The organism is Falsiroseomonas oryzae (assembly GCF_027856955.1).
Classification (GTDB): domain Bacteria; phylum Pseudomonadota; class Alphaproteobacteria; order Acetobacterales; family Acetobacteraceae; genus Falsiroseomonas; species Falsiroseomonas oryzae.
Window position 1 is genome coordinate 1 of sequence record NZ_JAPSMD010000049.1, and the last position, 21,704, is coordinate 21,704.

Here is a 21,704-nt window from a genome sequence, read left to right on the forward strand (position 1 = left end):
GCGCCGCCTCGGCGGCCGCGGCGTCGAGATGCTCCGCCTGGCCGAGCAAGAGCGCCTCCGCCCGCGTGCCGGCCGCTGCCGCGATCGCAGCGGCGGCGGCGACGGCGGCATACGGATCCGCGACCGCCGCATCGCCGAGCGGGACGAGGGCCAGCACCTGCCGCGTCATTGCGGCACCTCACCGCGCCAGCCGCGCAGGTAGTCGGCCAGTTCCGCCACCTGGGCGCCGAGCGGACCGCCCAGGATCCGACACGCACCGGCCCCGCGGCTCGGCGGCGGCACAACCGACAGCGATCGCGCCTCCACCGCCCGCGCGAAGTGCCGCGGCGGCGGCGACACGATCTCGAGCGTCTCGCGCTTGGCGAGCGCGATATTCTTCATCAGGGGGTGCCGCAGACGGTTGCCGCGGTCGTTCGTCATGCTGACCAGCGCCGGCGACGGAAGGCGCTGCTGCTCCTCCCGCGGGCCGCGCATGCGAACCGCGAGCGGGCCATCCTCCGCGGGCGTGACGGCATGCGCCTGGCCGAAGAACAGGCAGCCGCGCGCCTCGGCCAGCAGCGCGGGCAGCACGCCGTCATCGACGTCGCCGAATTCGCGCCCCATCAGCAGCAGGTCCGGTTGCGCGCCGAGCGCATCCAGGGCCGCGCCGAGCAGGCGCACTGCCGCGAGAGGATCCCACAGCGCAAGGCCCGAGGTGTCCAGCCGAACGGCGCGATGCGGGCGGAAGGCAAGCACCGCGCGCAGCAGCGGATCGCTGGCTGCATCGCCGACCACGACGGCAGTGCAACGCACCGCCGGCTCCGCGTCGCGCAGCTTCAGCGCCGTCTCGAGGGCCGCCTCGTCGAAGGGGCTGAACCGTTTCGGCAGGCCGGTCTCGTCGGCCTGGCCGGTATCCGGGCGCAGGGCGAGCCGCTCCAGCCGCCACTTGGGGTCCACGATGCCGGCCAGCAGCACCACCACCTGCATCGCGGCGCGTCCTCAGCCGCCCGAATTGGCGCCGACCGCGGTGCGCGCAGCGATGCGGCCGAAGACCAGCGCCTTGCCCAGGGCGGAGCCGGTCATGTAGGCCCGGCCGTGGAACCCGCCCACCACCTCGCCAGCCGCGAACAAGCCCTCGATGCGCTCCCCGAACACGTCGAGCACACGCATCTCGGGATCAACGCGGAGTCCACAGTAGGTGCCGTAGACGGCAGCGGTGGAGGGGTAGGCGTAGAAGGGCGCCGTCTCGATGCGACGCAGCGCACCGTGGTTGTGCACCAGGTGCTTCCGGCTGAACTCGCGATCCTCGCCGGCATTCACACCGGCGTTGTAGTCGGCCACCGTCTTCACCAGCGCGGCTTCCGGAACCTCGATCTGCCGCGCGAGTTCCTCGATCGTGTCGGCCTGGATGAACAGGCCCTCCTCCAGCCTGCGCTCGAAGTCGAGGATCCGCACCTCGTTGTCGCCGCTGCGCAGGATGGGCTCGTCGAGGATCTGGAAGGAGGCGCCGTAGGGCTGCCGCAGGCAGGCCGCACCGAGCAGCTTGTAGGAGAGCGATTCGTCGACGAAGCGGCGCCCGTCCTGGTTCACAGCGATCGCGCCCTTGTAGACGCAGAGACAGCTGTGGTTGTTCAGCTCGTCCGTCGGGTGCTTGCCGAAGGTGCCCTTGATCTGCGCCATGTCGCGCAGGTCCGCGCCGAGCGCCCAGGCCATGCGCAGGCCATCGCCGACGCAGCCATCTCCGCCGATGAACACCGCGTGCTCGCACTCCGGCGCGAACTGGCGGACGAGATCTGGGTTGCGGCTGAAGCCACCACTGGCGAGCAGCACGCCGCGGCGCGCTCGTGCCTCCAGCGGGCCTGCGGAGCCTTCCGCAAGCACGCCGGTGACGCGGCCGGTAGCGCTGTCCCGCCGCAGCCGGCGCCCTGCCATTCCGGTGACGAGCTGCACCCTGCCGGTCGCGAGGCACCGCGCCGCCAGCAGCCGCACCATGTCCGCCGGATCCACCGTGTGCACCCTTGGCACGGACTGGCCGGAGGAAGCCTCCAGCACCGGGCTGAACAGCTGGCCATGCGCCTTCAGCCAGTCGTAGGTGGCGAGCTGGTTGGCCGCGTAGGCCTCGATCAGCGCCTCGTCCGCATCGTCGCCGCCGAGCTGTCGCAGGTCGCGCGCCAGCAGCGCTGCGGTGTCCTCGATGCCCTGCGCGCGCTGCATGTCGGTGCCGGCGAAGGCGAGGCAGCCGCCGCTCATGGCCGATGACCCGCCGGTCTCCGGCTGCTTCTCCAGGAGCACCACGCTCGCGCCACGCTCCGCGGCTTCCAGCGCACCGGCGAATCCCGCCGCACCGCCGCCGATGACAATGATGTCCGCCTCGATCGCCGCCGTCATCGCCGCACCTCGCCGGCGCCACGCGCGTAGAGGGCAGCACCATGGCCCGCGAGGCGGCCGAAGACCGCACCCGACATCAGGCCGGCCCCTCCCGGATAGCCGGTGTAGTAGAGCCCGCCCACCATCTCGCCCGTCGCGAAGAGTCCGGGGATGACGGGTCCGTCCTCGCTCACCACCTCCGCCGCCTCGCTCACGCGTATGCCGCCGTAGGTACATGTCACGCCGCAGGTGATGCCGATCGCGAAGAAGGGCGGCGTATCGAGCGGGTTCGCCCAGTTCGTCTTGGACACCGCGAGGCCCACCGTGCCGCGCCCGTCGCGGATGTTCGGATTGAACGGTACGTCGGTGCGCACGGCGGCGTTCCATTCGCGCACGGTGCGCAGGAAGCCCTCGCGGTCGACGTCGCCCATCTTCTCGGCCAGCTCCTCCATCGTGTCGGCCTGCACCTTGGTGATCTGGCGGATCCTGTACTCGTCGGAGAGCAGGTGGGCGACACGCTGGTCGAAGACCTGCCAGGCGAGGCCGGAGGGCTGGCGCAGCACCGCCTTGCCGAGGGTGGCGTAGATGTAGTTGCGGAAGTCCGCTCCTTCGTTGAAGAAGCGCTCGCCGCGCAGGTTCACCATGATGCCCATGGGGAAGCCGTTCTTCTGCTGACCGACGAGGCCGAGTTCGCCGAACTCCGGCGCGCAGCGGTCGTAGGCCACCGAATGACAGCCCGACCAGTGGCCGTAGGACATCGCGCCGATGTCGCGCGCCATCTGGATGCCGTCGCCGGTGTTGAAGCGGGTGCCGCGCGGCTTGGCCAGGTCCCAGTCCGGCCCTAGGTAGCGCGCACGCCACTCCGCATTCGCGTGGAAACCGCCGCTGCCGAGCACGACGGCCCTGGCGCGGATCCGGCGGCGCCGTCCCTCCTGCACCACCTCGACGCCATGCACGCCGTCGTCGTCGACCAGAAGGCCGACCGCACGCGTGCCGTAGAGGACACGGATGCCCCGCTTCTCGCCGGCGGCGAAGAGCATGTCCATCAGCCCGCGGCCGCCGCCCACCGCCTCCACCGTCAGGCCGCCCCAGAACTTGAAGCGGCCGTCCACCTTGAAGGCCTGTCGGCCGTAGATCGGTACGAATCGCACGCCCTTGCCGCGCATCCAAACCATCGTCTCCAGGCTGCGATCCACCAGCACCTGGATCAGGTCGGCGTTCGCGCGCCAGTGCGACAGGCGCATGCAGTCGTCGAAGAAGGTGTCGCGCGTGTAGGTGCCGAAATCGGTCATCGCGATCTCGGCTTCGGTCAGGTCGGGAATGATGCGTTTCAGGTCGTCTATGCCGTCATAGACCGTGCGGAAGGCGCCGCCGCTATGCGCGCTGTTGCCGCCGCGATCGCCCTCCGGCGCACGTTCGAGGACCAGCACGCGCGCGCCCGCCTCCTGCGCAGACAGCGCCGCGCACATCGCTGCGTTGCCCGCGCCGACCACGACGACGTCCACCGGCTCCTGATCTTGCTCCCCGCTCATGGAACTCGCCTTGCTGCCGTTGACAGGTTAGCCGCCCGGGACCTGCGCGGACGCCAGATGCCGGCCCTCCTCAGGGTCCAGCGGCGCCACATTCGCGGATCCCGAAAACTTCATTCACGGGCAGGGCGCGCCACCGCAAGAGCGGCGCGACCGTTCCGCCGTCAGCCGCCGAACTCCACCGCGTCGGAGGTGGTGAAGGTGGCAAAGCGCTGCAGGACGCGGATCGCGGCCTCATGGTCCTCCGCCGTAGCGGAGGCGCAGCAATCCTCGAGCACGGTGCAGACGTAGTCCCGGTCATGCGCGTCGCGAACCATGCCCTGCACGACGGCCACGGTGGAGACGCCGGAGCAGACGATGTGCTGGATGCCGTGCGCCCGCAGGATCGCCTCCAGATTCGTGGCATAGAAGGGGCTCACGCGGTGCTTCACGATGTCGAAGTCGCCGGGCTGCGGCGCGAGGTCCTTGTGGACCTCGGTACCCCAGGTGCCGAGCTTGAAGAGCCCGTGCTGGCGCGCGCCGTTGAAGATCACGGATGTCGTCGGCGCCTCTCGGTAGTCGGCTGAGAAGCCGACGCGGACATAGCCAATCGGCACGCCCGCGGCGCGCGCCTTTGCGATTGCCGCGGCGGTGCGCGGAATGATGCCCCGCGTGCGGACCTGCGCGCCGAGCGGGCCCTTGCCGTTCGGCCCCTCCTCCGCGACGAGGTCGTTCTCCATGTCGAGCACGAGGTAGATCGATCTCATTCTTGTCCGCTCCGGGCCTGATCAGTCGTCAAGACGGACGTTCAGGCGCGCGACACGCGCGCGCCAGATGGCGTCCTCCTCCTGCAGGTAGGCGATGAAGCGCGCGCGCTCCGCGATGTCCGGGATCAGTCCGTTCTGGGTCAGAAAGCTCGCGGCCTCGGGCGTGCGCACGAAGGCCTGCGTCTCCGCCGCGATGCGCTCGGCGATCGGCTCCGGCGTGCCGGGCGGGGCCAGGATGGACAGCCAGAGATCGCCGGAAAGGTTAACGCCCTGCTCGGCAAGCGTGGGCACCTGCGGCACGCCGGCGAAGCGCTGCGAGGTCGCGACGCCAAGGATGGGCAGGCGTCCGCCCTGGCCAAGCGCCACGGCGACCGGCAGCATCATGGAGTCCACCTGGTCGGAGAGCAGCGCCGTCACTGCAGGCGCGGCACCCTGGAAGGGCACGTGCTGCATCTCCGTCTGCGTCTCGAACTTGAAGGTCTCCATCATGACCTGCGAGGTGCTCGCAATACCCCAGGAGGCGAAGGTGAGCGGGTTGGCGGCGCGGCTACGTGCCAGCGCGATGAAGTCCTGCGCGTTGCGCGGGCCGAGCCCCGGCCGCGTCACGAGCGAGAAGACCAGCCGCGCCACCGCCGAGACCGGCACGAAGCGCTGCGGCTCGTAGGGCAGCCGGCGGTAGACGACCGGGTTCACCGAATGCGTGTCCGCCGTCGTGAAGATGAGCGTGTGGCCGTCGGGCGCGGATTGCTGCACGGCCTGCGAGCCGACGATCCCATTGGCGCCCGGTCGGTTCTCCACCACCACAGGCTGGCCGAGCCGTGGCGAGAGTTCGCGGGCAGTCCAGCGCGCCGCAAGGTCGGTCGCGCCACCCGGCGGATAGGCCACGACCAGGCGGATCGGCCGTGAGGGCGCCCAGCCCTGCGCCTTCGCGACGCGCGGGGCGGCAATGAGGCCTGCGGCGGCGAGCAGTACGGCGCGGCGCGATGGCCGCGCGGTCCGGAGTGGATCTGGGCTCATCTGGTCTCTCCCTAATCGGCCGTGATGCGGGCGGCGCGGATCAGCGCGCCGGTCTCCTCGAAGCGGCGCGTGACGTAGCTGCGGAACTCCGCCGGAGTGCCGCCAATGGGCTCCACGCCCATGCCGGTCAGGCGACCGGCCAGCGCAGGATCACGCAGGCCTTGGTTCACCGCGGCGTTGACAGCCGCGACGGCCGCTGCTGGCGCGCCCGCCCGCATGAATAGACCGAACCAGGAGCTTGCCTCGTAGCCCGCCACACCTGCCTCGATCACGGTCGGCAGTTCCGGTGCGAGGGGGGACCGACGCGCCGCGCCGATCGCGATGGCGTGCAGTTCGCCGGAAGTCACGAAGGGCTGCACGGAGGGAAAGTTCTCGAACATCACGTCCACGCGGCCGCCGATCATGTCGGCCGCCGCAGGTGCGGTGCCGCGATAGGGCACGTGGGTCATGTCCACGCCGGCGCGCGCCTTGAACAGCTCGCCCGCCAGATGGGCGAAGGATCCGACGCCGGCAGACGCGAAGGTCAACCGCCCGGGCGCGGCCCTCGCGCGCTCCAGCAGGTCGCTCACGGACCGCAGGGGGCTGTCGCGCCGCACCACGACGACCGCGGGGCTGTCGCCGACGAAGACCACCGGCTCGAAGTCGCGCAGCGGGTCGTAGGGCATGCGCGGGGCGAGGTGCGGGTTGATCGCGATCGGGCCGGGGGTGCCCGCCATCAGCGTGTGGCCGTCGGCCGGCGCGTCGAGCACGCGCTGCGCGCCGATCATGCCGCCGGCGCCGGTTATGTTCTCGGCCACCACCGGCTGGCCGAGCCGGTCGATGAGCAACTGCGCGCAGAGCCGGCCCATGATGTCCGTGCTGCCGCCGGCGGCGAAGGGGATCACCATGCGCATCGGGCGCGCCGGGAAGCGCTCCTGCGCGCCGGCCGTCAGCGGCCAGGCCGTCAGTGCCGCGACGGCTCCCAGCAGATCGCGTCTGTGCATGCTTTTGCCCTCCCCTCCCCGTGGCTCAGACTGGCCGCTTCGGCACCTGGTCGAGGCCGTAGAACGCCAGCAGTTCCTTCACCCGCGCGCGCGGCGGCCTGGCCTGGAAGTAGCCGCGCCGGCATGGCGAGACGCCGGTGACCCGGCGCAGCCCGGCCATCATCTCCGCCGTCTTGACCGTGGCCGCGAGGGCATCCACCACCGGCACGCCGTCCACCTCGTTCACGCCGCCCTTGGCGAGCAGCAGGCACAGCGGCGCCTCGCCCGGGATGATCACATCGGCCCCGCGCGCGATCAGGGCACGCGCATCAGCGCGGAACCGCTCGATCAGCGGCGCGGGATCGCCCGCATAGGCACCCAGCACGTCGTTGAACCCGAAGCTCACATCCTGAGCCCCCACGAAGCGGGAGGAGAGGCCCATGCGCTCCACGTTGCGCTCCACCGTCCCGGCCATGCCGCGTATGAAAAGCAGCACGCCGATGCGATGGCCGAGCATCGTCGCGGCGAGCATCGCGCTCTCGCCATAGCCGACGACAGGGATGTCCACGAGGCTGCGGATCTCCTGCAGCGACGGCTCGGGCAGCGTGGTCAGCGCGAAGGCGTCGAAGCCCTGTTCCTCGGCGGCCATGGCGCCGAGCACGAATTGCTGGCTGTGCAGGGTCTGAAAGTAGGCGTACTGGATGTCGTTGCCCGGATACTCGGTCTGGTAGGTGCGCGGATGCATCCCGTGCATCACGACTTCCGTCCCCGGCGCGGTGATGCGGGCGAAATGCGCCCGCAGCGCCTCCGCATAGGGCGGTAGATTCTCGAGCACGGTGAAGCTGTGATGCCAGATGCGCATGATCGCTCCGCTCAGTCGGCCCACATGCCGCCGTTGACGTCGAGCACCTCGCCCGTGATGAAAGCCGCGGAGGGACCGACGAGGAAGGCGACAGCGGCCGCCACCTCCTCCGCCCGGCCCATCCGGCCTACGGGGATCAGCGCCTGCAGCGCGGCGGGGAAGTTCGTCGTCATGTCCGAGGCAATGGGCCCAGGCGCGACGGCGTTGACGGTGATGCCGTCCGCCGCGACCTCACGCGCAAGGAAGAAGGTCAGCGCATGCACGCCTGCCTTCGAGACACCGTAGGCGACGTTGCCGGCGCGCTCCAGCTCCGCCCGGTCCAGCCAGGCCCGCGCGTTGCCGCCATTCTTGCCGACGATGGAGCCGATGTTGACGATCCGGCCGTGCCGGTTCGCGCGCATCGCCGGGATGGCGGCCTGGCAGCACAGGAAGGTGCCCTTCAGGTTCACGCCGAGCACGCGGTCCCACTCGGACTCGGGCAGGGACACGGCCGACCCGGTGGAGACCACGCCCGCGACGTTCACCAGGATGTCGAGACGGCCGAAGCGCTCGACCGTGCGCGCGACCATCGCTTGCACGTCGTCGCGCGATGTCACGTCCATGGACATGGCCAACGCATCCGGCTGCGCCGGGGGCGGCTTCACATCAGCCAGGGCGAGCATCGCGCCGCTCTCCGCAAGGGTCGCGGCGACTGCTCTGCCGATGCCGCCCGCGGCCCCGGTCACCAGCGCGACGCAGCCCGCAAGCGGTGCGGTCATGCGTTCGGCCGCCGTCGCGCCGCGTCGGTGCCGGCGAGCCGGCCGAAGACCAGGCCCTTCAGCACGGAGGTCGCGCCCGTGTAGTTGCCCCAGTACATCCCGACCACCTCGCCGGCGGCGTAGAGCCCGGGGATCGGGCGGTCCGCCGAATCCAGCACGCGTGCCCGGCTGTCCACCTTCACGCCGCCGAAGGTGAAGACGTTGGAGGAGACAATGGGATAGGAGTGAAAGGGCGGCTCGACGATGGGCGTCGCCCAGTTGGACTTCCCGGGATGCAGGCCCCGTGTGGCCAAGCCGTCCAGCTCCAGCGGCTTCCACTCGCCCGGCACGCAGGCGGCGTTGTAGGCGCCGACCGTGGCCTCCAGCGCCTCGGGCCGGAGGCCGATGGCGCGCGCCAACTCAGCAACGCTCTGCCCGACGACCGGCGGCTTGTCGGTGCGGATGCCGAGCCGGTAGTTGGGGATGCGCATGTGCCGCGCATCCAGTATCACCCAGGCAATGCCCTCCGGCTGCTCGTAGATGCGGCGTGTCACCCGCTCGTACCAGGCGTCCACCGTGCCCGGCGCCTCGTCGCAGAAGCGCACACCCTCCTTGTTGACGAGGATGCCGTAGGGGAAGATGAAGACCGACGGCTCCGCGATGCCGGAGCGCGGATCCACCGGCTCGGCATGGTAGCTGCCGAAATCGCCGCTCGCCGCCGCGCCGATCTCGAGCGCCATGCGGATGCCTTCGCCGCGGTTGTAGTTCGCGCCCTTGCAGACCGGCCGGAGATAGACCGACCGCGGCCCGAGGTAGCGCGTCAGCATCTCGCCATTGCCCTCGAAGCCGCCTGCCGCGAGCGCCACAGGGCCGAGGAAGCGGCGCAGCCCGGACTCGGTTCGCGCCACCACGCCGGTCACGCGCCCGTCCTCGTCCTGCACAAGGCGCTCAGCCGTCGTCTCGTAGTGGAAGGCCACGCCCAGCGTCTCCGCCCGCCCGGCAAGGGCCTCGACCAGCGCGGCGCCGCCCCCGACCGGGAGCAGGCGCGGCTGTGACCTCGTCAGGAACTGCGTCGGCAGGAAGTCGAAGCGGACGCCGAGCCCTTTCAGCCAGGCGATGGTCGGCCCCGCTTCATCGGCGAAGGTTCCGATGACGTTGGGATCGAGCAGCCCGATGCCACGGGCGTGACCGGAGCGGTGTTCGGGCTCACGCGCGACCTGGGCGGCAAGGTCCGGATCGATGTAGGGCGAGGAGCCGTTCTCCGCGAGCATGGTCTCGAAGTCGTCCGTCACCTCGGTGTGGCTCTTCATGCGCAGATAGGCTTCGGTCCAGCGGGACTGCCCTCCCCGTTCCTCGCGCGGGGCCCGCTCGAGGACTGCCACGCGAGCGCCCGCTTCCGCCGCCGCCACGGCCGCGGAAAGGCCCGCCACGCCGCATCCAACCACGACCAGGTCGTGGACGCGCTGATCTGCAGAGGCTGCCATGGCGCCCAGCTTATCCTCCCCATCTCTCCCGCTAACGTTCACCCGGGGGGAGGACGAGGCAATGGCGAATGAACCTCTTCCGGTGAAAGCACTTTTCGCGAAGCGATGTAGGTGGGGACCATGCACGCAGCGTGCGCGTAGGGCGCCGTTTACTGACCGAGGACAGCCGCTTCCGTCTTCTGACAGCTGCTACAGTGTGAGCCGCCCGCACCGGGGCTACAGGCCACGCGCGGGCGCCACGAGGCCGCGGATCGGCGCCCCGGCCGATCCGTGCGCGACGCTGGCGGTGGCCGCCGCGCCGGTGCTGCCGGCCATGGCGCGCGAGACGCCCTTCCCCTCCGACGTGATGATCCGCGACGGGACGGCGATGGAGACGGTGGAGAACAACCACCGCTTCTCCTCGCTCGCGCTGCGCCACAGCAGGATCGCGGAGCGGGTGCACATCCCCTGGACCGCGGTCGGCCGCGCCTATCTCGCCTGGTGCCCCGAAGCGGAGCGAGAGGAGATCCTGGACCTGCTCGTTCGCCAGGCCGGATCCGGGCGCTTCGACCGTGCCGCGCTGCTGGCGGAGATACACGCCACGTGCGCCCGCGGCTTCGGCGTGCGACATACGCGCTTCCTTGGGGGCACGCAGCGCAACCCCTCAGTCGCCGACCACCTGGACGCCATCGCGGTCGCGATCCTCGCGGGGCCGCACCTCGTCGGGTGCATCAACACGATGTGGCCGCGCCGGATACGGATCGAGCCCGGCTTCCGCAAGAGGCAGCTCGCGCATCTTCGCCTTGCCGCGGAGTGGATCGGCGCGGCGGCGCACGACGCTTGGTGAAGGGCCGGCCGGATTTGCAAAGGGCTGCGCCCGCACGCCCGGCGTCCCTCGGCGGTCAATGAGGGCGGTGCCGCGCAGCCCGATGGCGTCCGGCCCGGCCAAGAGCGACGCCACCGCTCCGGACCGGGAGGCTTCCGGGCCGTGAGCGTCAGGCTCCGAAGGTGATTCCCTCCTTCTTGTACATGTCCTTCACCAGCTTCAGGATCAGGCCGATCTCCGGTGACCTGTCGCCTTTGCGCGTGCTCATGATGACCGGCGCGACGGCGCCGGGCTCGTCGAGGCGCCGGTAGACGACGTTGTCGCGGCGCAGGCGCTCGACGGCGGCGGGGACGATGCAGACCCCCGTCTCGGCCGCGACGAGGCCGAGCGCGGTCTGCAGTTCGCGTACCTCGTGCACCGCCTGCGGCTTCACGTCGCGCTCGCGGAACAGCGCCAGAACCTGGTCCGCATAGCTCGGCCGCGGCGCCTTCGGGTAGACGACGAGCGCATCGCCAGCCAGCTCCGCCAACTTCAGCAGGCCGGTCCGCGACGACAAGGGATGCGTCAGGGGAAGTGCCACGCAGAGCGTCTCGTTGCGCAGCAGCGTGCGATCGATCTGCGGGTCGTTGAAGGTGATCCGCCCGAAGCCGACGTCGATGCGGCCCTCCTTCAGCGCGGCCACCTGCTCGATCGTCGTCATCTCGAGCAGCGTCAGCTCGACGCCGGGCCGCGCCGCGCGATAGCGCCGGATCACCTCCGGCAGGTAGCCGTACAGCGTGGAGGCGACGAAGCCGACGCCAAGCAGCGTACGCTCGGCCTGGCGCATGCGCGCGGCCATCGCCTTCATCTCGTCCATCCGGTCGAGAACCTGCACCGCCTGCTCGAACAGCAGCCGTCCCGCATCGGTCAGCGCCAAGGGGCGGCTGGCGCGGTCGAGCAGCGCGACGCCGAACTCGTCCTCCAGCTGCTGGATGGCGCGGCTCAGCGGCGGCTGGGCGATGTGCAGCTTCTCCGCCGCGCGGGTGAAGTTCCGCTCGCGCGCCACGGCGACGAAGTAGCGGAGCTGGCGCGAGTCCAGACGATACCTCCCAGGTATGGTGAGCACCTTTTTAGTCTTGGAATCGCGTTACAGAAAGAGGGCATCTGGCCGGGACGGAGGAACACATGTCCCAGGACGCCAGCCAGAGCCGTGCCTTCAGCCCGCCCCGCACGACGCTGGGCTGAGGCGCGCGATGTATCTCTGCCTCTGCAACGGGCTCAGCGATACCCGGATCGCGGATGCCATCCGACAGGGCGCTCGCCGGCCACGCGACGTCTACGCGCTCTGCGGCTGCCGCGCGCAATGCGGGCGCTGCATGGCCTCGATCCTCGGCGTCCTGCGCAGCGCCGCCCCCCCGCTTTCCGCCAAGCAAGACCGATAGGAGACGCCCGATGCTCGACAGCGTGCAGACCACGGTGGACACCGCGCTCGAGGACGACGCCGAGAGGGGCGTGTTCCGGGTCGCCCGGGACATCTTCACCGACCCCGGGCTCTTCGAGCTCGAGATGAAGCACATCTTCGAAGGCAACTGGATCTACCTGGCACATGAGAGCCAGATCCCGAACGCCAACGACTACTTCACCACCTGGATGGGTCGGCAGCCGATCTTCATCGCTCGCAACCGCCAGGGCGAGCTGAACGCCTTCGTCAACGCCTGCAGCCACCGCGGCGCAATGCTCTGCCGGCACAAGCGCGGCAACAAGGCGACCTACACCTGCCCCTTCCACGGCTGGACCTTCAACAACAACGGCAAGCTGCTGAAGGTGAAGGACCCGGATGGCGCCGGCTATCCCGAGAGCTTCAACAAGGGCGGCAGCCACGACCTGACGAAGGTCGCCCGCTTCGAGAGCTATCGCGGCTTCCTCTTCGGCAGCCTGAACCCGGACGTGAAGCCGCTGGCCGAGCACCTGGGCGAGGCGGCGAAGATCATCGACCTGATCGTGGACCAGTCGCCGGACGGGCTCGAGGTGCTGCGCGGTTCCTCGACCTACGTCTACGACGGCAACTGGAAGCTGCAGACCGAGAACGGCGCGGATGGCTACCACGTCACCGCCGTGCACTGGAACTACGCGGCGACGACCAGCCGCCGCAAGGAGGCCGAGCGCGAGGACAAGACGCGCGCGATGAGCGCCGGCGGCTGGGCCAAGCAGGGCGGCGGCTTCTACTCCTTCGAGCACGGCCACCTGCTGCTCTGGACCAACTGGGCGAACCCCGAGGACCGGCCGAACTGGGACCGGCGCGAGGAACTCGCCGCGCAGTTCGGCCAGGCGCGTGCGGACTGGATGGTGGGACGCAGCCGCAACCTCTGCCTCTACCCGAATGTCTACCTGATGGACCAGTTCTCCTCGCAGATCCGCACCTATCGGCCCATCGCGGTCGATAAGACCGAGGTGACGATCTACTGCATCGCGCCGAAGGGCGAGGCGCTGGAGGCGCGCGCGCGCCGCATCCGCCAGTACGAGGACTTCTTCAACGCCTCGGGCATGGCAACGCCGGACGACCTCGAGGAATTCCGCGCCTGTCAGTTCTCCATGAACGCCCGCGCGGCGCGCTGGAACGACATGACGCGCGGCGCCGCGCACTGGATCAACGGGCCCGACCAGGCCGCCGAGGCGATCGGCCTGAAGCCGCTGATGAGCGGCGTGAAGACCGAGGACGAGGGCCTCTTCGTCGTGCAGCACAAGTACTGGCAGGAGGCGATGCAGCGCGCCCTCGCCACCGAAAACCAGGGCTGAGGAGGAGCGCGCCATGTCCGCCATCATCGACGCCCCCGCCCGCGCCTTCACCCGCGCCGAGGCCGAAGCCTTCCTCTATCGCGAGGCCCGCGCCCTGGACGACAAGGACTGGGACGCCTGGCTCGCGTGCTACGCGGCCGACGCCGAGTTCTGGATGCCGTCCTGGGACGACGACGACCGCCTGGTCGAGGACCCGCAGACCGAGATCTCGCTGATCTGGTACGGCGACCGCGGCGGGCTCGAGGACCGCGTGTTCCGCATCCGCACCGAGCGCAGCAGCGCGACCTCCCTGCCGGAGCCGCGCACCAGCCACAACATCAGCAACGTGGAGATCCTGGAGCAGGCCGGCGGGCTGGTGAAGCTGCGCTTCAACTGGGTGACCTACAGCTTCCGATACAAGACAACCGACACCTATTTCGGCACGTCTTTCTACACGATCGACACCACCGGCGACCGGCCGCTGATCCGCGCCAAGAAGGTCGTGCTGAAGAACGACTACATCCACCACGTCGTCGACGTCTACCACGTGTGAGCGCGGCGCCATGACCCACAGCATCGCGCTCAACTTCGAGGACGGCGTCACGCGCTTCGTCGAAGCGCGCGCCGGCGAGACGGTGGCGGATGCCGCCTATCGCCTCGGGATCAACATCCCGCTGGACTGCCGCGACGGCGCCTGCGGCACCTGCAAGTGCCGCGTGGAATCCGGCAGCTACGACGGCGGGTCGTACATCGAGGACGCGCTGACCGACGAGGAAGCGGCGTCAGGCCTCGCGCTGGCGTGCCAGGCGCGGCCGAAGACCGACATGGTGGTCGCGATCCCCGCGGCCTCCACCGCCTGCAAGACGCGCCCGCAGAGCTTCGAGACGGTGCTGCGGCGCGTGGAGCGGCTCTCCGACACCAGCCTCGCCTTCATGCTGGACCGGCCGGCGGGCCTTGCCTTCCTGCCCGGCCAATACGTGAACCTGCGCGTGCCCGGCACGGAGCAGCGACGCAGCTACTCCTTCAGCTCGGCGCCTGGCGCCGACGCGCTGTCCTTCCTGGTGCGCGACATCCCGGCGGGGCTGATGAGCGGCTGGCTGCGCGCGGCGCAACCCGGCACGGCGATGGAGTTCACCGGACCGGCCGGCAGCTTCTACCTGCGCGACGTCACGCGCCCGCTGCTGTTCCTGGCCGGCGGCACGGGCCTCGCGCCGTTCATGTCCATGCTGGGACGCCTGGTCGAGACGGGCTGCGACCATCCGGTGCGCCTCGTCTACGGCGTGACGCACGACGCGGACCTGGTGGGCCTCGCGCAGCTCGACGCCTATGTCGCGGCGCTGCCCGGCTTCTCCTACGTCACGACCGTCGCGGCGGAAGGCAGCACGCATCCGCGCCGGGGCTACGTCACCGCGCATGTCGAAGCCGGCTGGCTGAACGGCGGCGAGGTGGACGTCTATCTCTGCGGCCCGCCGCCTATGGTGGACGCGGTGCGCGGCTGGCTCGCTGCCCAGGGCGTGACGCCGAACGCCTTCCACTACGAGAAGTTCTCGCCGAGTGGCCCGGCCGAAGCCGGGAGGCTCGCGGCATGAGGACCTTCACGGGCCGCTTCGCCGGCAAGGCCGCGATCGTCACCGGCGCTGCCCAGGGCATCGGCCGCGACGTTGCGCTGCGCCTGGCGCGCGAGGGCGCGCGCGTCGCGCTGGTGGACCGCTCCGACCTGGTGGACGAGACCCGGCGCGAGGCCGGCGCGGACGCCATCGCCGTCAACGCCGACCTCGAGACCTTCGAGGGCGCCACCACCGCGGTCGCACGTGCGCGTGCCGCCTTCGGCCGCGTGGACATCCTGGTCAACAATGTCGGCGGCACGATCTGGGCGAAGCCCTTCGCCCATTACGAGGAAGCGCAAGTCCAGGCGGAGATCCGCCGCTCGCTCTTCCCGACGCTCTGGTGCTCCCGGGCCGTGCTGCCGGCGATGCTGGAGGCCGGCGGCGGGGTGATCGTCAACGTCTCCTCCGTCGCGACGCGCGGCGTGAACCGCGTGCCCTATGCCGCGGCGAAGGGCGGCGTGAACGCCATCACTGCCTGCCTCGCCATGGAATACGCCGACAGCGGCATCCGCGTCGTCGGCGTCGCGCCCGGCGGCACCGAGGCGCCGCCCCGCCGCGTGCCGCGCAACACCGCGCCGCGCACGCCGCAGGAGGACGCCTGGATGCAGCAGGTCGTGGACCAGACCAGGGCCTCCAGCCTGATGCACCGCTACGGCACCACGGCCGAACAGACCGCGGCGATCCTGTTCCTGGCCTCCGACGAGGCCTCCTACATCACCGGGGTCACCCTGCCCGTGGCGGGCGGGGACCTCGGCTGATCGGCTACTCCCACCCACCCCACCGGAGGAACGCGTGATGACCGACAGCCTGATGGAGACGAAGGAGGTCAAGGACCTGCTGATGAAGGTCAGCAACCTTGGCGACGGCACCGGCGACCTGCGCCTCAAGCGCATCGTCCACCGCGTGGTGTCCGACCTGTTCCGCACGATCGAGGATTTCGACGTGCAGCCCGACGAGTTCTGGACGGCGATGTCCTACCTGACGCGCCTCGGCCAGGCGAACGAGGTCGGGCTGCTGGTGCCGGGCCTCGGGCTCGAGACCTTCCTCGACATGCGGCTCGACCAGGCCGAGCGGCAGGCCGGCCTGGACGGCGGCACGCCGCGCACCATCGAGGGCCCGCTGTGGATCGCCGGCGCGCCGCTATCAAAGGGTGAGGCGCGTCTCGACGACGGCACCGAGCAGGGCGAGGTGCTGTTCATGGAAGGCCAAGTGCGCGACATGGACGGCAAGCCCGTCGCCGGCGCCGTCATCGACGTGTGGCACGCCAACACGAAGGGCGGCTATTCCTTCTTCGACCCGTCGCAGTCCAAGTACAACCTGCGCCGCCGCATCGAGACGGACGCCGAGGGGCGCTACCGCTTCCGGTCCATCCTGCCGGCCGGCTACGCCTGCCCGCCGGACGGCGTCACGCAGGAGCTGCTGGACCGCCTCGGTCGCCACGGCCACCGCCCGGCGCATATCCACTTCTTCGTGGTCGCGCCCGGCTACCGGAAGCTGACGACGCAGATCAACATCGACGGCGACGAGTACCTGCACGACGACTTCGCGTTCGCCACCCGTGACGGGCTGATCCCCGAGGTGCGCCGCGTCAGCGACGCGGAGAGCGTGCGCGCCAAGGGCCTGAACGCCCCTTACGCCGAGATCACCTTCGACTTCGTGCTGCACGCCGAGAGCGGCGCTGCCCCCAGCACGGTCGTGAACCGCGAGCACGCGCCCGCGGGCTGACGCCCCTGGCCCGGCCGCGCTGCGCGGCCGGGCAAGCCTTCAAAGCCGAATGAGAACCAGGCGGCGCGCACCCCGCGCGCCGTCCACCCCGACTGCACGCCCGGCGGAGCCCCTGATGCCCGAAAGTCCCTTCACGGTCCCGGCCGATCTGCGGAACGACCTCGCGATCCGCGAGATCAGCAGCACGATCGTGGACGTGCCGACGGTGCGGCGGCACAAGCTGTCCTCACTCTCCGTCACGGCGCAGAGCTACGTCATCGTCGAGCTCCGCCTGGCCAACGGTGCGCAGGGAATCGGCGAGGCCGCGACGCTCGGCGGCCCGCGCTGGAGCGAAGAGAGCGTCGAGGCGATCAAGGCCAATATCGACGCGCATCTCGCCCCGGCCGTGATCGGCCTCGGCGCGGACCGGCCCGAGCTCGTCGCCGCACGCATGGACGCGGCGGCGAAGCGCAACAACGCCGCCAAGGCCGCGATCAAGACCGCGGTCTTCGACGCGCTCGCACGGACGCTCGGGGTGCCCGTCGCCCTGCTGCTCGGCGGCCAGATGCGCGACAGCATCCCGGTGCTCTGGACGCTGGCCTCCGGCGATCCCGCGCAGGAGATCGAGGAGGCGGAGGCAAAGCTCGCCGCGCGGCTGCACGAGACCTTCAAGGTGAAGATCGGCGCACAGCCGCCGGAGGCCGACATGGCCCGGCTGAAACGCCTGTCCGTCGCGCTCGCCGGCCGTGCGCGCCTGATCGTGGACGCCAACCAGGCCTGGGACGAGACCACCGCGACCCGCTGCCTGCCGGTGCTGGCCGATCTCGGCGTCGCGCTGGTGGAGCAGCCGCTGCCGGCCTGGAACGTCGCGGGCATGGCGCGGCTCCGCGCACACCCGACGGTGCCGCTGATGGCCGACGAGTGCGTGTTCACGACGCATGACATGCTGCAGGTCGCGGCGCTCGGTGCCGCCGACGTGGTCTCGCTGAAGCTGGTCAAGCACGCGGGCCTGCTCAACCTGAAGCGCGTCGCCGCCGTAGCGGAGGCCGCCGGCATCGGCCTCTACGGCGGTTGCCTGCTGGAAAGCAGCATCGGCGCCGCCGCGCACCTGCACGCTTTTGCCGGCCTGCGCGAGCTGGCCTGGGGCTGCGAGCATTTCGGCCCGCAGATCCTGACCGACGACCTGGTGACGCAACCGCTGCGCTTCGAGGAGTTCCGGGTGTACCTGCCGGCCGGCCCCGGCCTCGGTGTCACGCTCGATCGCGACAAGCTGCGCCGCTACGCGCGCACCTGAGGGAGGAACAGATGCTCTATCACGTCCGCATGGATGTCCATCCGCCGCGCGACATGGCGGCGGCGGAGTTCGACAAGCTCAAGGCCGCCGAGAAGGCGCGCGCGGAGGAGCTGCAGCGCGAGGGCAAGTGGCGCCACCTGTGGCGCATCGCCGGCGCCTACGCGAACTACAGCGTCTTCGACGTGGCCGACCACGACGAGCTGCACGGCATCCTGTCCACGCTGCCGCTCTTCCCCTTCATGGACATCGAGGTGACGCCGCTGGCGCGTCATCCCTCGACCATCGCGAACGCCAGCTAGCCCCCGCCCCGAACCATACGAACAAGAGAGAGAGGATACGGACATGAGCAACGCCATCACCGCACTGTCGCGCCGCAAACTGCTGGCCGGCGCCGCCGCGCTGGCCGCCGCGCCGCTCGCACGCCCCGCCCTCGCGCAGGGCGCGCCGGTGCGCATCGGGCTGATGCTGCCCTTCTCCGGCACCTTCGCCTCACTCGGCGAGAACATCGCCGCGGCCTTCGAGATGTACCTCGTGGAGAAGGGCGGCCGGCTCGGCGGCCGCGCGATCCAGGTCGTGCGGCTTGACGACGAATCCGACCCGGCGAAGTCGGTGCAGAACGTGAACCGCCTGGTCGGGCGGGAGCGCGTGGGCGCGCTGGTCGGCACGGTCCACTCCGGCGTGGTGATGGCCATGGTGCAGGCCAGCCGCGAGCGCGGCGTGCCGCTGATCATACCCAATGCCGGCAACGCCGCGGCGACGCGCGAGCTCTGCGCGCCGACGATCTTCCGGACCTCCTTCACCAACTGGCAGCCCGCCTTCGCCATCGGCAAGTCGCTGGCCGACCGCGGCGTGCGCCGCGCGGCCTGGGTCACCTGGGACTACGCCGCGGGCAAGGAGGCGACCGAGGGGTTCCGCGAAGGCCTGCGCGCCGGCGGCGCGGAGCTGGTCCGCGAGCTGACGCTGCCCTTCCCCGAGAACAACTTCCAGCCGATCCTGGCGCAGATCCCGGGCCTGAACGTCGAGGCCGTCGGCGCCTTCTTCGCCGGCGGCGGTGCGGTCCAGTTCGTGCGCGACTATGCCTCCGCCGGGCTGAAGGACCGCATCCCGCTTGTCGGCTCCGGCTTCCTAACCGAGGGCACGCTCGCCGCCCAGGGCCCGGCCGCCGAGGGCGTGCGCACCGCGTTGCACTACGGCGACGGCATCGAGACCGAGCGCAACATCGGCTTCCGCCGCGCCTTCCGCGAGCGGACCGGGCGCGAGGCAGACGTCTACGCCGTGCAGGGGTACGACGCGGGCCAGCTGCTGGCCGCCGGCCTCGAGGCGACGCGCGGCGACATCGGCGCCGAGCGCGCGCTGGTCACCGCGATGCGCGCCGCGCGCATCGACAGCCCGCGCGGCACCTTCACCCTCTCGCCCCAGCACAACCCGGTGCAGGACATCTACCTGCGCGAGGCGCGCGGCGGCCAGAACGTCGTGGTCGGCGTCGCCGCCGAGCGGCTGGCCGATCCCGGCACCGGCTGCCGCATGCCGGCGGCCTGAGAACCGGCACGGGAGGGAGGGAACCACGATGTCCGGCCTGGCCGCGCAGCTCCTCAACGGGCTGCAATACGGGCTGCTGCTGTTCCTCATCAGCAGCGGCCTCACCCTGATCTTCGGCGTCATGGGCGTGATCAACCTTGCCCATGGCAGCCTCTTCATGATCGGCGCCTACATCGCCTTCGTGGTCGCCGGCGGCACGGGCTCGCTCTGGCTGGCGCTGCCCGCGGCGGTGCTGGGCGGCCTGGCACTGGGCGCGCTGCTCGAACGCGGGTTGTTCCGCCGCTTCTACCATCGCGAACACCTCGACCAGGTGCTGCTCACCTTCGCCCTCATCCTGCTGTTCGAGGAAGGGCGCTCCATGCTGCTCGGCAACGACTTCCACTCGGTGGCCGTGCCCGCGGCACTCGACGTGGCGGTGCCGATGGTGGGGGACTTCTCCTACTCGGCCTACCGGCTCGCGGTGCTGGTGGCGTGCCTGGCGGTGGCCGCGGCGATGTTCCTGGCGATCGAACGCACGCGGATCGGCTCCGCGATCCGCGCCGCGGCGGAGAAGCCTGAGATGGTGGACCTTCTCGGCCTCGATGCGCGGCAGATCCACCTGGTGGTCTTCGCCGTCGGCACGGCGCTCGCGATGCTGGCCGGCGCGCTGGCGGCGCCGCTGCACTCGGTCTACCCGAACATGGGCCACGGCTTCCTCATCATCTGCTTCGTGGTGGTGGTCGTGGGCGGGGTCGGCTCCATCGCCGGCGCCTTCTGGGGCGCGCTGCTGATCGGCGTCGTGGACACGCTGTCGAAGGCCTATCTGCCCTTCGCCGCCGGTCTCGCCGTCTATGTCCTCATGGCCGCGGTGCTGCTTTGGCGCCCGACCGGCCTCTTCGCGCGGAGCTGATGCCATGCTGACCGTCGCCGGCCGCAACGGCACCCTGGCGCTCGGCGCCGCCGCGCTCGCGGTGGCCGCCCTGCCGCTCTTCGCCGAGGCCTACTACCTCGAGCTAGCCTCCACGGCGCTCGTGCTCGCCATGTTCGCGCTCAGCCTGCAGCTGCTGGTCGGCGTGACCGGCCTGGTGAGCCTCGGTCACGCCGCCTTCTTCGGCGTCGGCGCCTATGCGATCCACCTGCTCGGCGCCTTCGGAGCCGCGCCCTCGGTGCTGCTGAGCCTGCCGGCCGCGATGCTGCTCGCGGCGCTCGCCGCCTTCACGGTCGGCGCGCTGGCGCTGCGCACGCGCGGCTTCTTCTTCCTGATGACGACGCTCGCCTTCGGGCAGATGCTGTTCTTCGTCTTCCACGACACGCCGCTTGGCGGCGGCGCGGACGGCGTCTTCGTCACGCGCCCGTCCTTCAGCCTGTTCGGCCTGGAATGGGTCATCTCCCGCCAGGACCGGCCTACGGTGATGCTGCTGCTGAACCTCGGCGTGCTCGTCGCCATGTATGCCGGGCTCGCCCTTCTGCTGCGGACCATGTTCGGCCGCGCCTTGCTCGGCATCCGCGCCAACGAGCACCGCATGCGCTCGATGGGCTTCGACACCTACTGGCTGCAGCTCGGCGCCTTCACCCTGGCCGGCGCCATGGCCGGGATCGCGGGCCACATGTGGGGCATGACCCAGGCCTTCGTCAGCCCGGAGTTGCTGGCCTGGCATCGCAGCGCGGAGGCGCTGCTAATGATCCTGCTCGGCGGCCTCGGCGCGCTGCACGGGCCGATCCTCGGCGCCTTCGCCTTCGTGGGCCTCGGCGAGATCGCGGGCCAGATCACCGAACGGCAACGCCTGGTGGAGGGCCTGGTCATCCTGGCCGTCGTGCTCGGGCTGCGGCACGGGATCGCCGGTATCCGCCTGCCCGCGCTGCGCCGCCTGCCCGCCCCCGCTCCCACCGCGAAGGAGGCCGCGCCATGAGCGTCGCCGCGATGGAGGCCATCGGCCTCACCCGCCGCTTCGGTGGCCTGGTGGCCGTGAACGAGGTGAACCTCACCCTGCATGTCGGGGAGCTGCACGCCGTCATCGGCCCGAACGGTGCGGGCAAGAGCACGCTGACCAACCTGCTCTCCGGCGAGCTGCGCCCGAGCGCCGGCAAGCTGCTGCTGCACGGCGCCGAGGTCGGCGACTGGCCCTCCTGGCGCTTCGCCCGCGCCGGCGTGGGGCGGTCCTTCCAGCGCACCAACGTGCTGAAGCCGATGACGGTGCGCGAGAACGTCCGGCTCGCCGCCCAGGCGCGCCTGACGCCGCTGCGCCGCTACCTCGCCGTGGCGACCGGGGAGCACGCGCCGGGCGAGGCGGCGGATGCCGCGCTGGAGCGCGTCGGCCTTGCCGGCGCGGCGCATCGCG

General features: G+C 70.8%; 23 protein-coding genes. 13 read left to right on the forward strand and 10 right to left on the reverse strand.

Going from position 1 to position 21,704, the window contains the following annotated elements; genetic code table 11:
- Positions 1 to 165: 165 nt before the first annotated feature.
- The 9 genes from OZN99_RS07685 to OZN99_RS07725 all read right to left on the reverse strand — a co-directional run bounded on the left by OZN99_RS07685 (position 166) and on the right by OZN99_RS07725 (position 9,683).
- Entirely contained in the window at positions 166 to 966 is an 801-nt protein-coding gene (locus OZN99_RS07685) for an electron transfer flavoprotein subunit beta/FixA family protein (RefSeq protein ID WP_270934615.1), read from the reverse strand.
- Positions 967 to 978: 12 nt separating this feature from the next.
- Entirely contained in the window at positions 979 to 2,367 is a 1,389-nt protein-coding gene (locus OZN99_RS07690; protein WP_270934616.1) for an FAD-dependent oxidoreductase, read from the reverse strand.
- Entirely contained in the window at positions 2,364 to 3,878 is a 1,515-nt protein-coding gene (gene tcuA, locus OZN99_RS07695) for an FAD-dependent tricarballylate dehydrogenase TcuA (RefSeq protein ID WP_270934617.1), read from the reverse strand. The genes OZN99_RS07690 and tcuA overlap by 4 nt, the downstream gene beginning before the upstream one ends.
- A gap of 161 nt (positions 3,879 to 4,039) precedes the next feature.
- Entirely contained in the window at positions 4,040 to 4,621 is a 582-nt protein-coding gene (locus tag OZN99_RS07700) for a cysteine hydrolase (protein WP_270934618.1), read from the reverse strand.
- Positions 4,622 to 4,642: 21 nt separating this feature from the next.
- Complete coding sequence (locus OZN99_RS07705; RefSeq protein WP_270934619.1) at positions 4,643 to 5,638, reverse strand: Bug family tripartite tricarboxylate transporter substrate binding protein; 996 nt, start codon at positions 5,636 to 5,638, stop codon at positions 4,643 to 4,645.
- A gap of 11 nt (positions 5,639 to 5,649) precedes the next feature.
- The gene (locus OZN99_RS07710; protein WP_270934620.1) at positions 5,650 to 6,621 is read right to left on the reverse strand and encodes a Bug family tripartite tricarboxylate transporter substrate binding protein; all 972 of its coding nucleotides are present in this window, start codon (positions 6,619 to 6,621) and stop codon (positions 5,650 to 5,652) included.
- A gap of 25 nt (positions 6,622 to 6,646) precedes the next feature.
- Entirely contained in the window at positions 6,647 to 7,462 is an 816-nt protein-coding gene (locus OZN99_RS07715) for an aspartate/glutamate racemase family protein (RefSeq protein ID WP_270934621.1), read from the reverse strand.
- Between the two features lie 11 nt (positions 7,463 to 7,473).
- The gene (locus tag OZN99_RS07720; RefSeq protein WP_270934622.1) at positions 7,474 to 8,220 is read right to left on the reverse strand and encodes an SDR family NAD(P)-dependent oxidoreductase; all 747 of its coding nucleotides are present in this window, start codon (positions 8,218 to 8,220) and stop codon (positions 7,474 to 7,476) included.
- A complete protein-coding gene (locus tag OZN99_RS07725) occupies positions 8,217 to 9,683 on the reverse strand; it encodes an FAD-dependent oxidoreductase (protein ID WP_270934623.1) in 1,467 nt (488 codons plus the stop codon). Before OZN99_RS07725 ends, OZN99_RS07720 begins: the two co-directional genes overlap by 4 nt.
- Positions 9,684 to 9,969: 286 nt before the next feature.
- Between OZN99_RS07725 and OZN99_RS07730 the strand changes: the two genes are divergently transcribed.
- On the forward strand, positions 9,970 to 10,509 hold the full coding sequence (locus OZN99_RS07730) for an IclR family transcriptional regulator domain-containing protein (RefSeq protein WP_270934624.1): 540 nt from the start codon (positions 9,970 to 9,972) through the stop codon (positions 10,507 to 10,509).
- Between the two features lie 148 nt (positions 10,510 to 10,657).
- Here OZN99_RS07730 and OZN99_RS07735 read toward each other — a convergent pair whose 3' ends face one another.
- Positions 10,658 to 11,593, reverse strand: a complete 936-nt coding sequence (locus OZN99_RS07735) for a LysR family transcriptional regulator (RefSeq protein WP_270934625.1) — start codon at positions 11,591 to 11,593, stop codon at positions 10,658 to 10,660.
- Positions 11,594 to 11,720: 127 nt separating this feature from the next.
- On the opposite strand from OZN99_RS07735, the gene OZN99_RS07740 reads away from it, so the two are divergent.
- From OZN99_RS07740 to OZN99_RS07795, 12 genes are all read left to right on the forward strand, one after another.
- Entirely contained in the window at positions 11,721 to 11,909 is a 189-nt protein-coding gene (locus OZN99_RS07740) for a (2Fe-2S)-binding protein (RefSeq protein WP_270934626.1), read from the forward strand.
- Between the two features lie 10 nt (positions 11,910 to 11,919).
- Positions 11,920 to 13,263, forward strand: a complete 1,344-nt coding sequence (gene benA / locus OZN99_RS07745; RefSeq protein WP_270934627.1) for a benzoate 1,2-dioxygenase large subunit — start codon at positions 11,920 to 11,922, stop codon at positions 13,261 to 13,263.
- 13 nt (positions 13,264 to 13,276) lie between these two features.
- Positions 13,277 to 13,795: a benzoate 1,2-dioxygenase small subunit gene (benB, locus tag OZN99_RS07750; protein ID WP_270934628.1), complete on the forward strand. Its 519-nt coding sequence runs from the start codon at positions 13,277 to 13,279 to the stop codon at positions 13,793 to 13,795.
- Between the two features lie 10 nt (positions 13,796 to 13,805).
- A complete protein-coding gene (benC, locus tag OZN99_RS07755) occupies positions 13,806 to 14,831 on the forward strand; it encodes a benzoate 1,2-dioxygenase electron transfer component BenC (protein WP_270934629.1) in 1,026 nt (341 codons plus the stop codon).
- The gene (locus OZN99_RS07760) at positions 14,828 to 15,607 is read left to right on the forward strand and encodes a 1,6-dihydroxycyclohexa-2,4-diene-1-carboxylate dehydrogenase (protein ID WP_270934630.1); all 780 of its coding nucleotides are present in this window, start codon (positions 14,828 to 14,830) and stop codon (positions 15,605 to 15,607) included. The genes benC and OZN99_RS07760 overlap by 4 nt, the downstream gene beginning before the upstream one ends.
- Positions 15,608 to 15,644: 37 nt before the next feature.
- A complete protein-coding gene (gene catA / locus OZN99_RS07765) occupies positions 15,645 to 16,574 on the forward strand; it encodes a catechol 1,2-dioxygenase (RefSeq protein ID WP_270934631.1) in 930 nt (309 codons plus the stop codon).
- A gap of 115 nt (positions 16,575 to 16,689) precedes the next feature.
- Positions 16,690 to 17,847, forward strand: a complete 1,158-nt coding sequence (locus tag OZN99_RS07770) for a muconate/chloromuconate family cycloisomerase (RefSeq protein WP_270934632.1) — start codon at positions 16,690 to 16,692, stop codon at positions 17,845 to 17,847.
- A gap of 11 nt (positions 17,848 to 17,858) precedes the next feature.
- The gene (gene catC / locus OZN99_RS07775; RefSeq protein ID WP_270934633.1) at positions 17,859 to 18,146 is read left to right on the forward strand and encodes a muconolactone Delta-isomerase; all 288 of its coding nucleotides are present in this window, start codon (positions 17,859 to 17,861) and stop codon (positions 18,144 to 18,146) included.
- 43 nt (positions 18,147 to 18,189) lie between these two features.
- Positions 18,190 to 19,386 carry an ABC transporter substrate-binding protein gene (locus OZN99_RS07780; protein ID WP_270934634.1) on the forward strand — a complete coding sequence of 399 codons (1,197 nt, stop codon included), beginning with the start codon at positions 18,190 to 18,192 and terminating at the stop codon, positions 19,384 to 19,386.
- 28 nt (positions 19,387 to 19,414) lie between these two features.
- Positions 19,415 to 20,275: a branched-chain amino acid ABC transporter permease gene (locus tag OZN99_RS07785; protein ID WP_270934635.1), complete on the forward strand. Its 861-nt coding sequence runs from the start codon at positions 19,415 to 19,417 to the stop codon at positions 20,273 to 20,275.
- 4 nt (positions 20,276 to 20,279) lie between these two features.
- On the forward strand, positions 20,280 to 21,275 hold the full coding sequence (locus OZN99_RS07790) for a branched-chain amino acid ABC transporter permease (protein WP_270934636.1): 996 nt from the start codon (positions 20,280 to 20,282) through the stop codon (positions 21,273 to 21,275).
- Positions 21,272 to 21,704, forward strand: a 433-nt coding sequence (locus tag OZN99_RS07795) for an ATP-binding cassette domain-containing protein (protein ID WP_270934637.1), incomplete at its 3' end; no start/stop codon positions are given. The genes OZN99_RS07790 and OZN99_RS07795, both read left to right, overlap by 4 nt.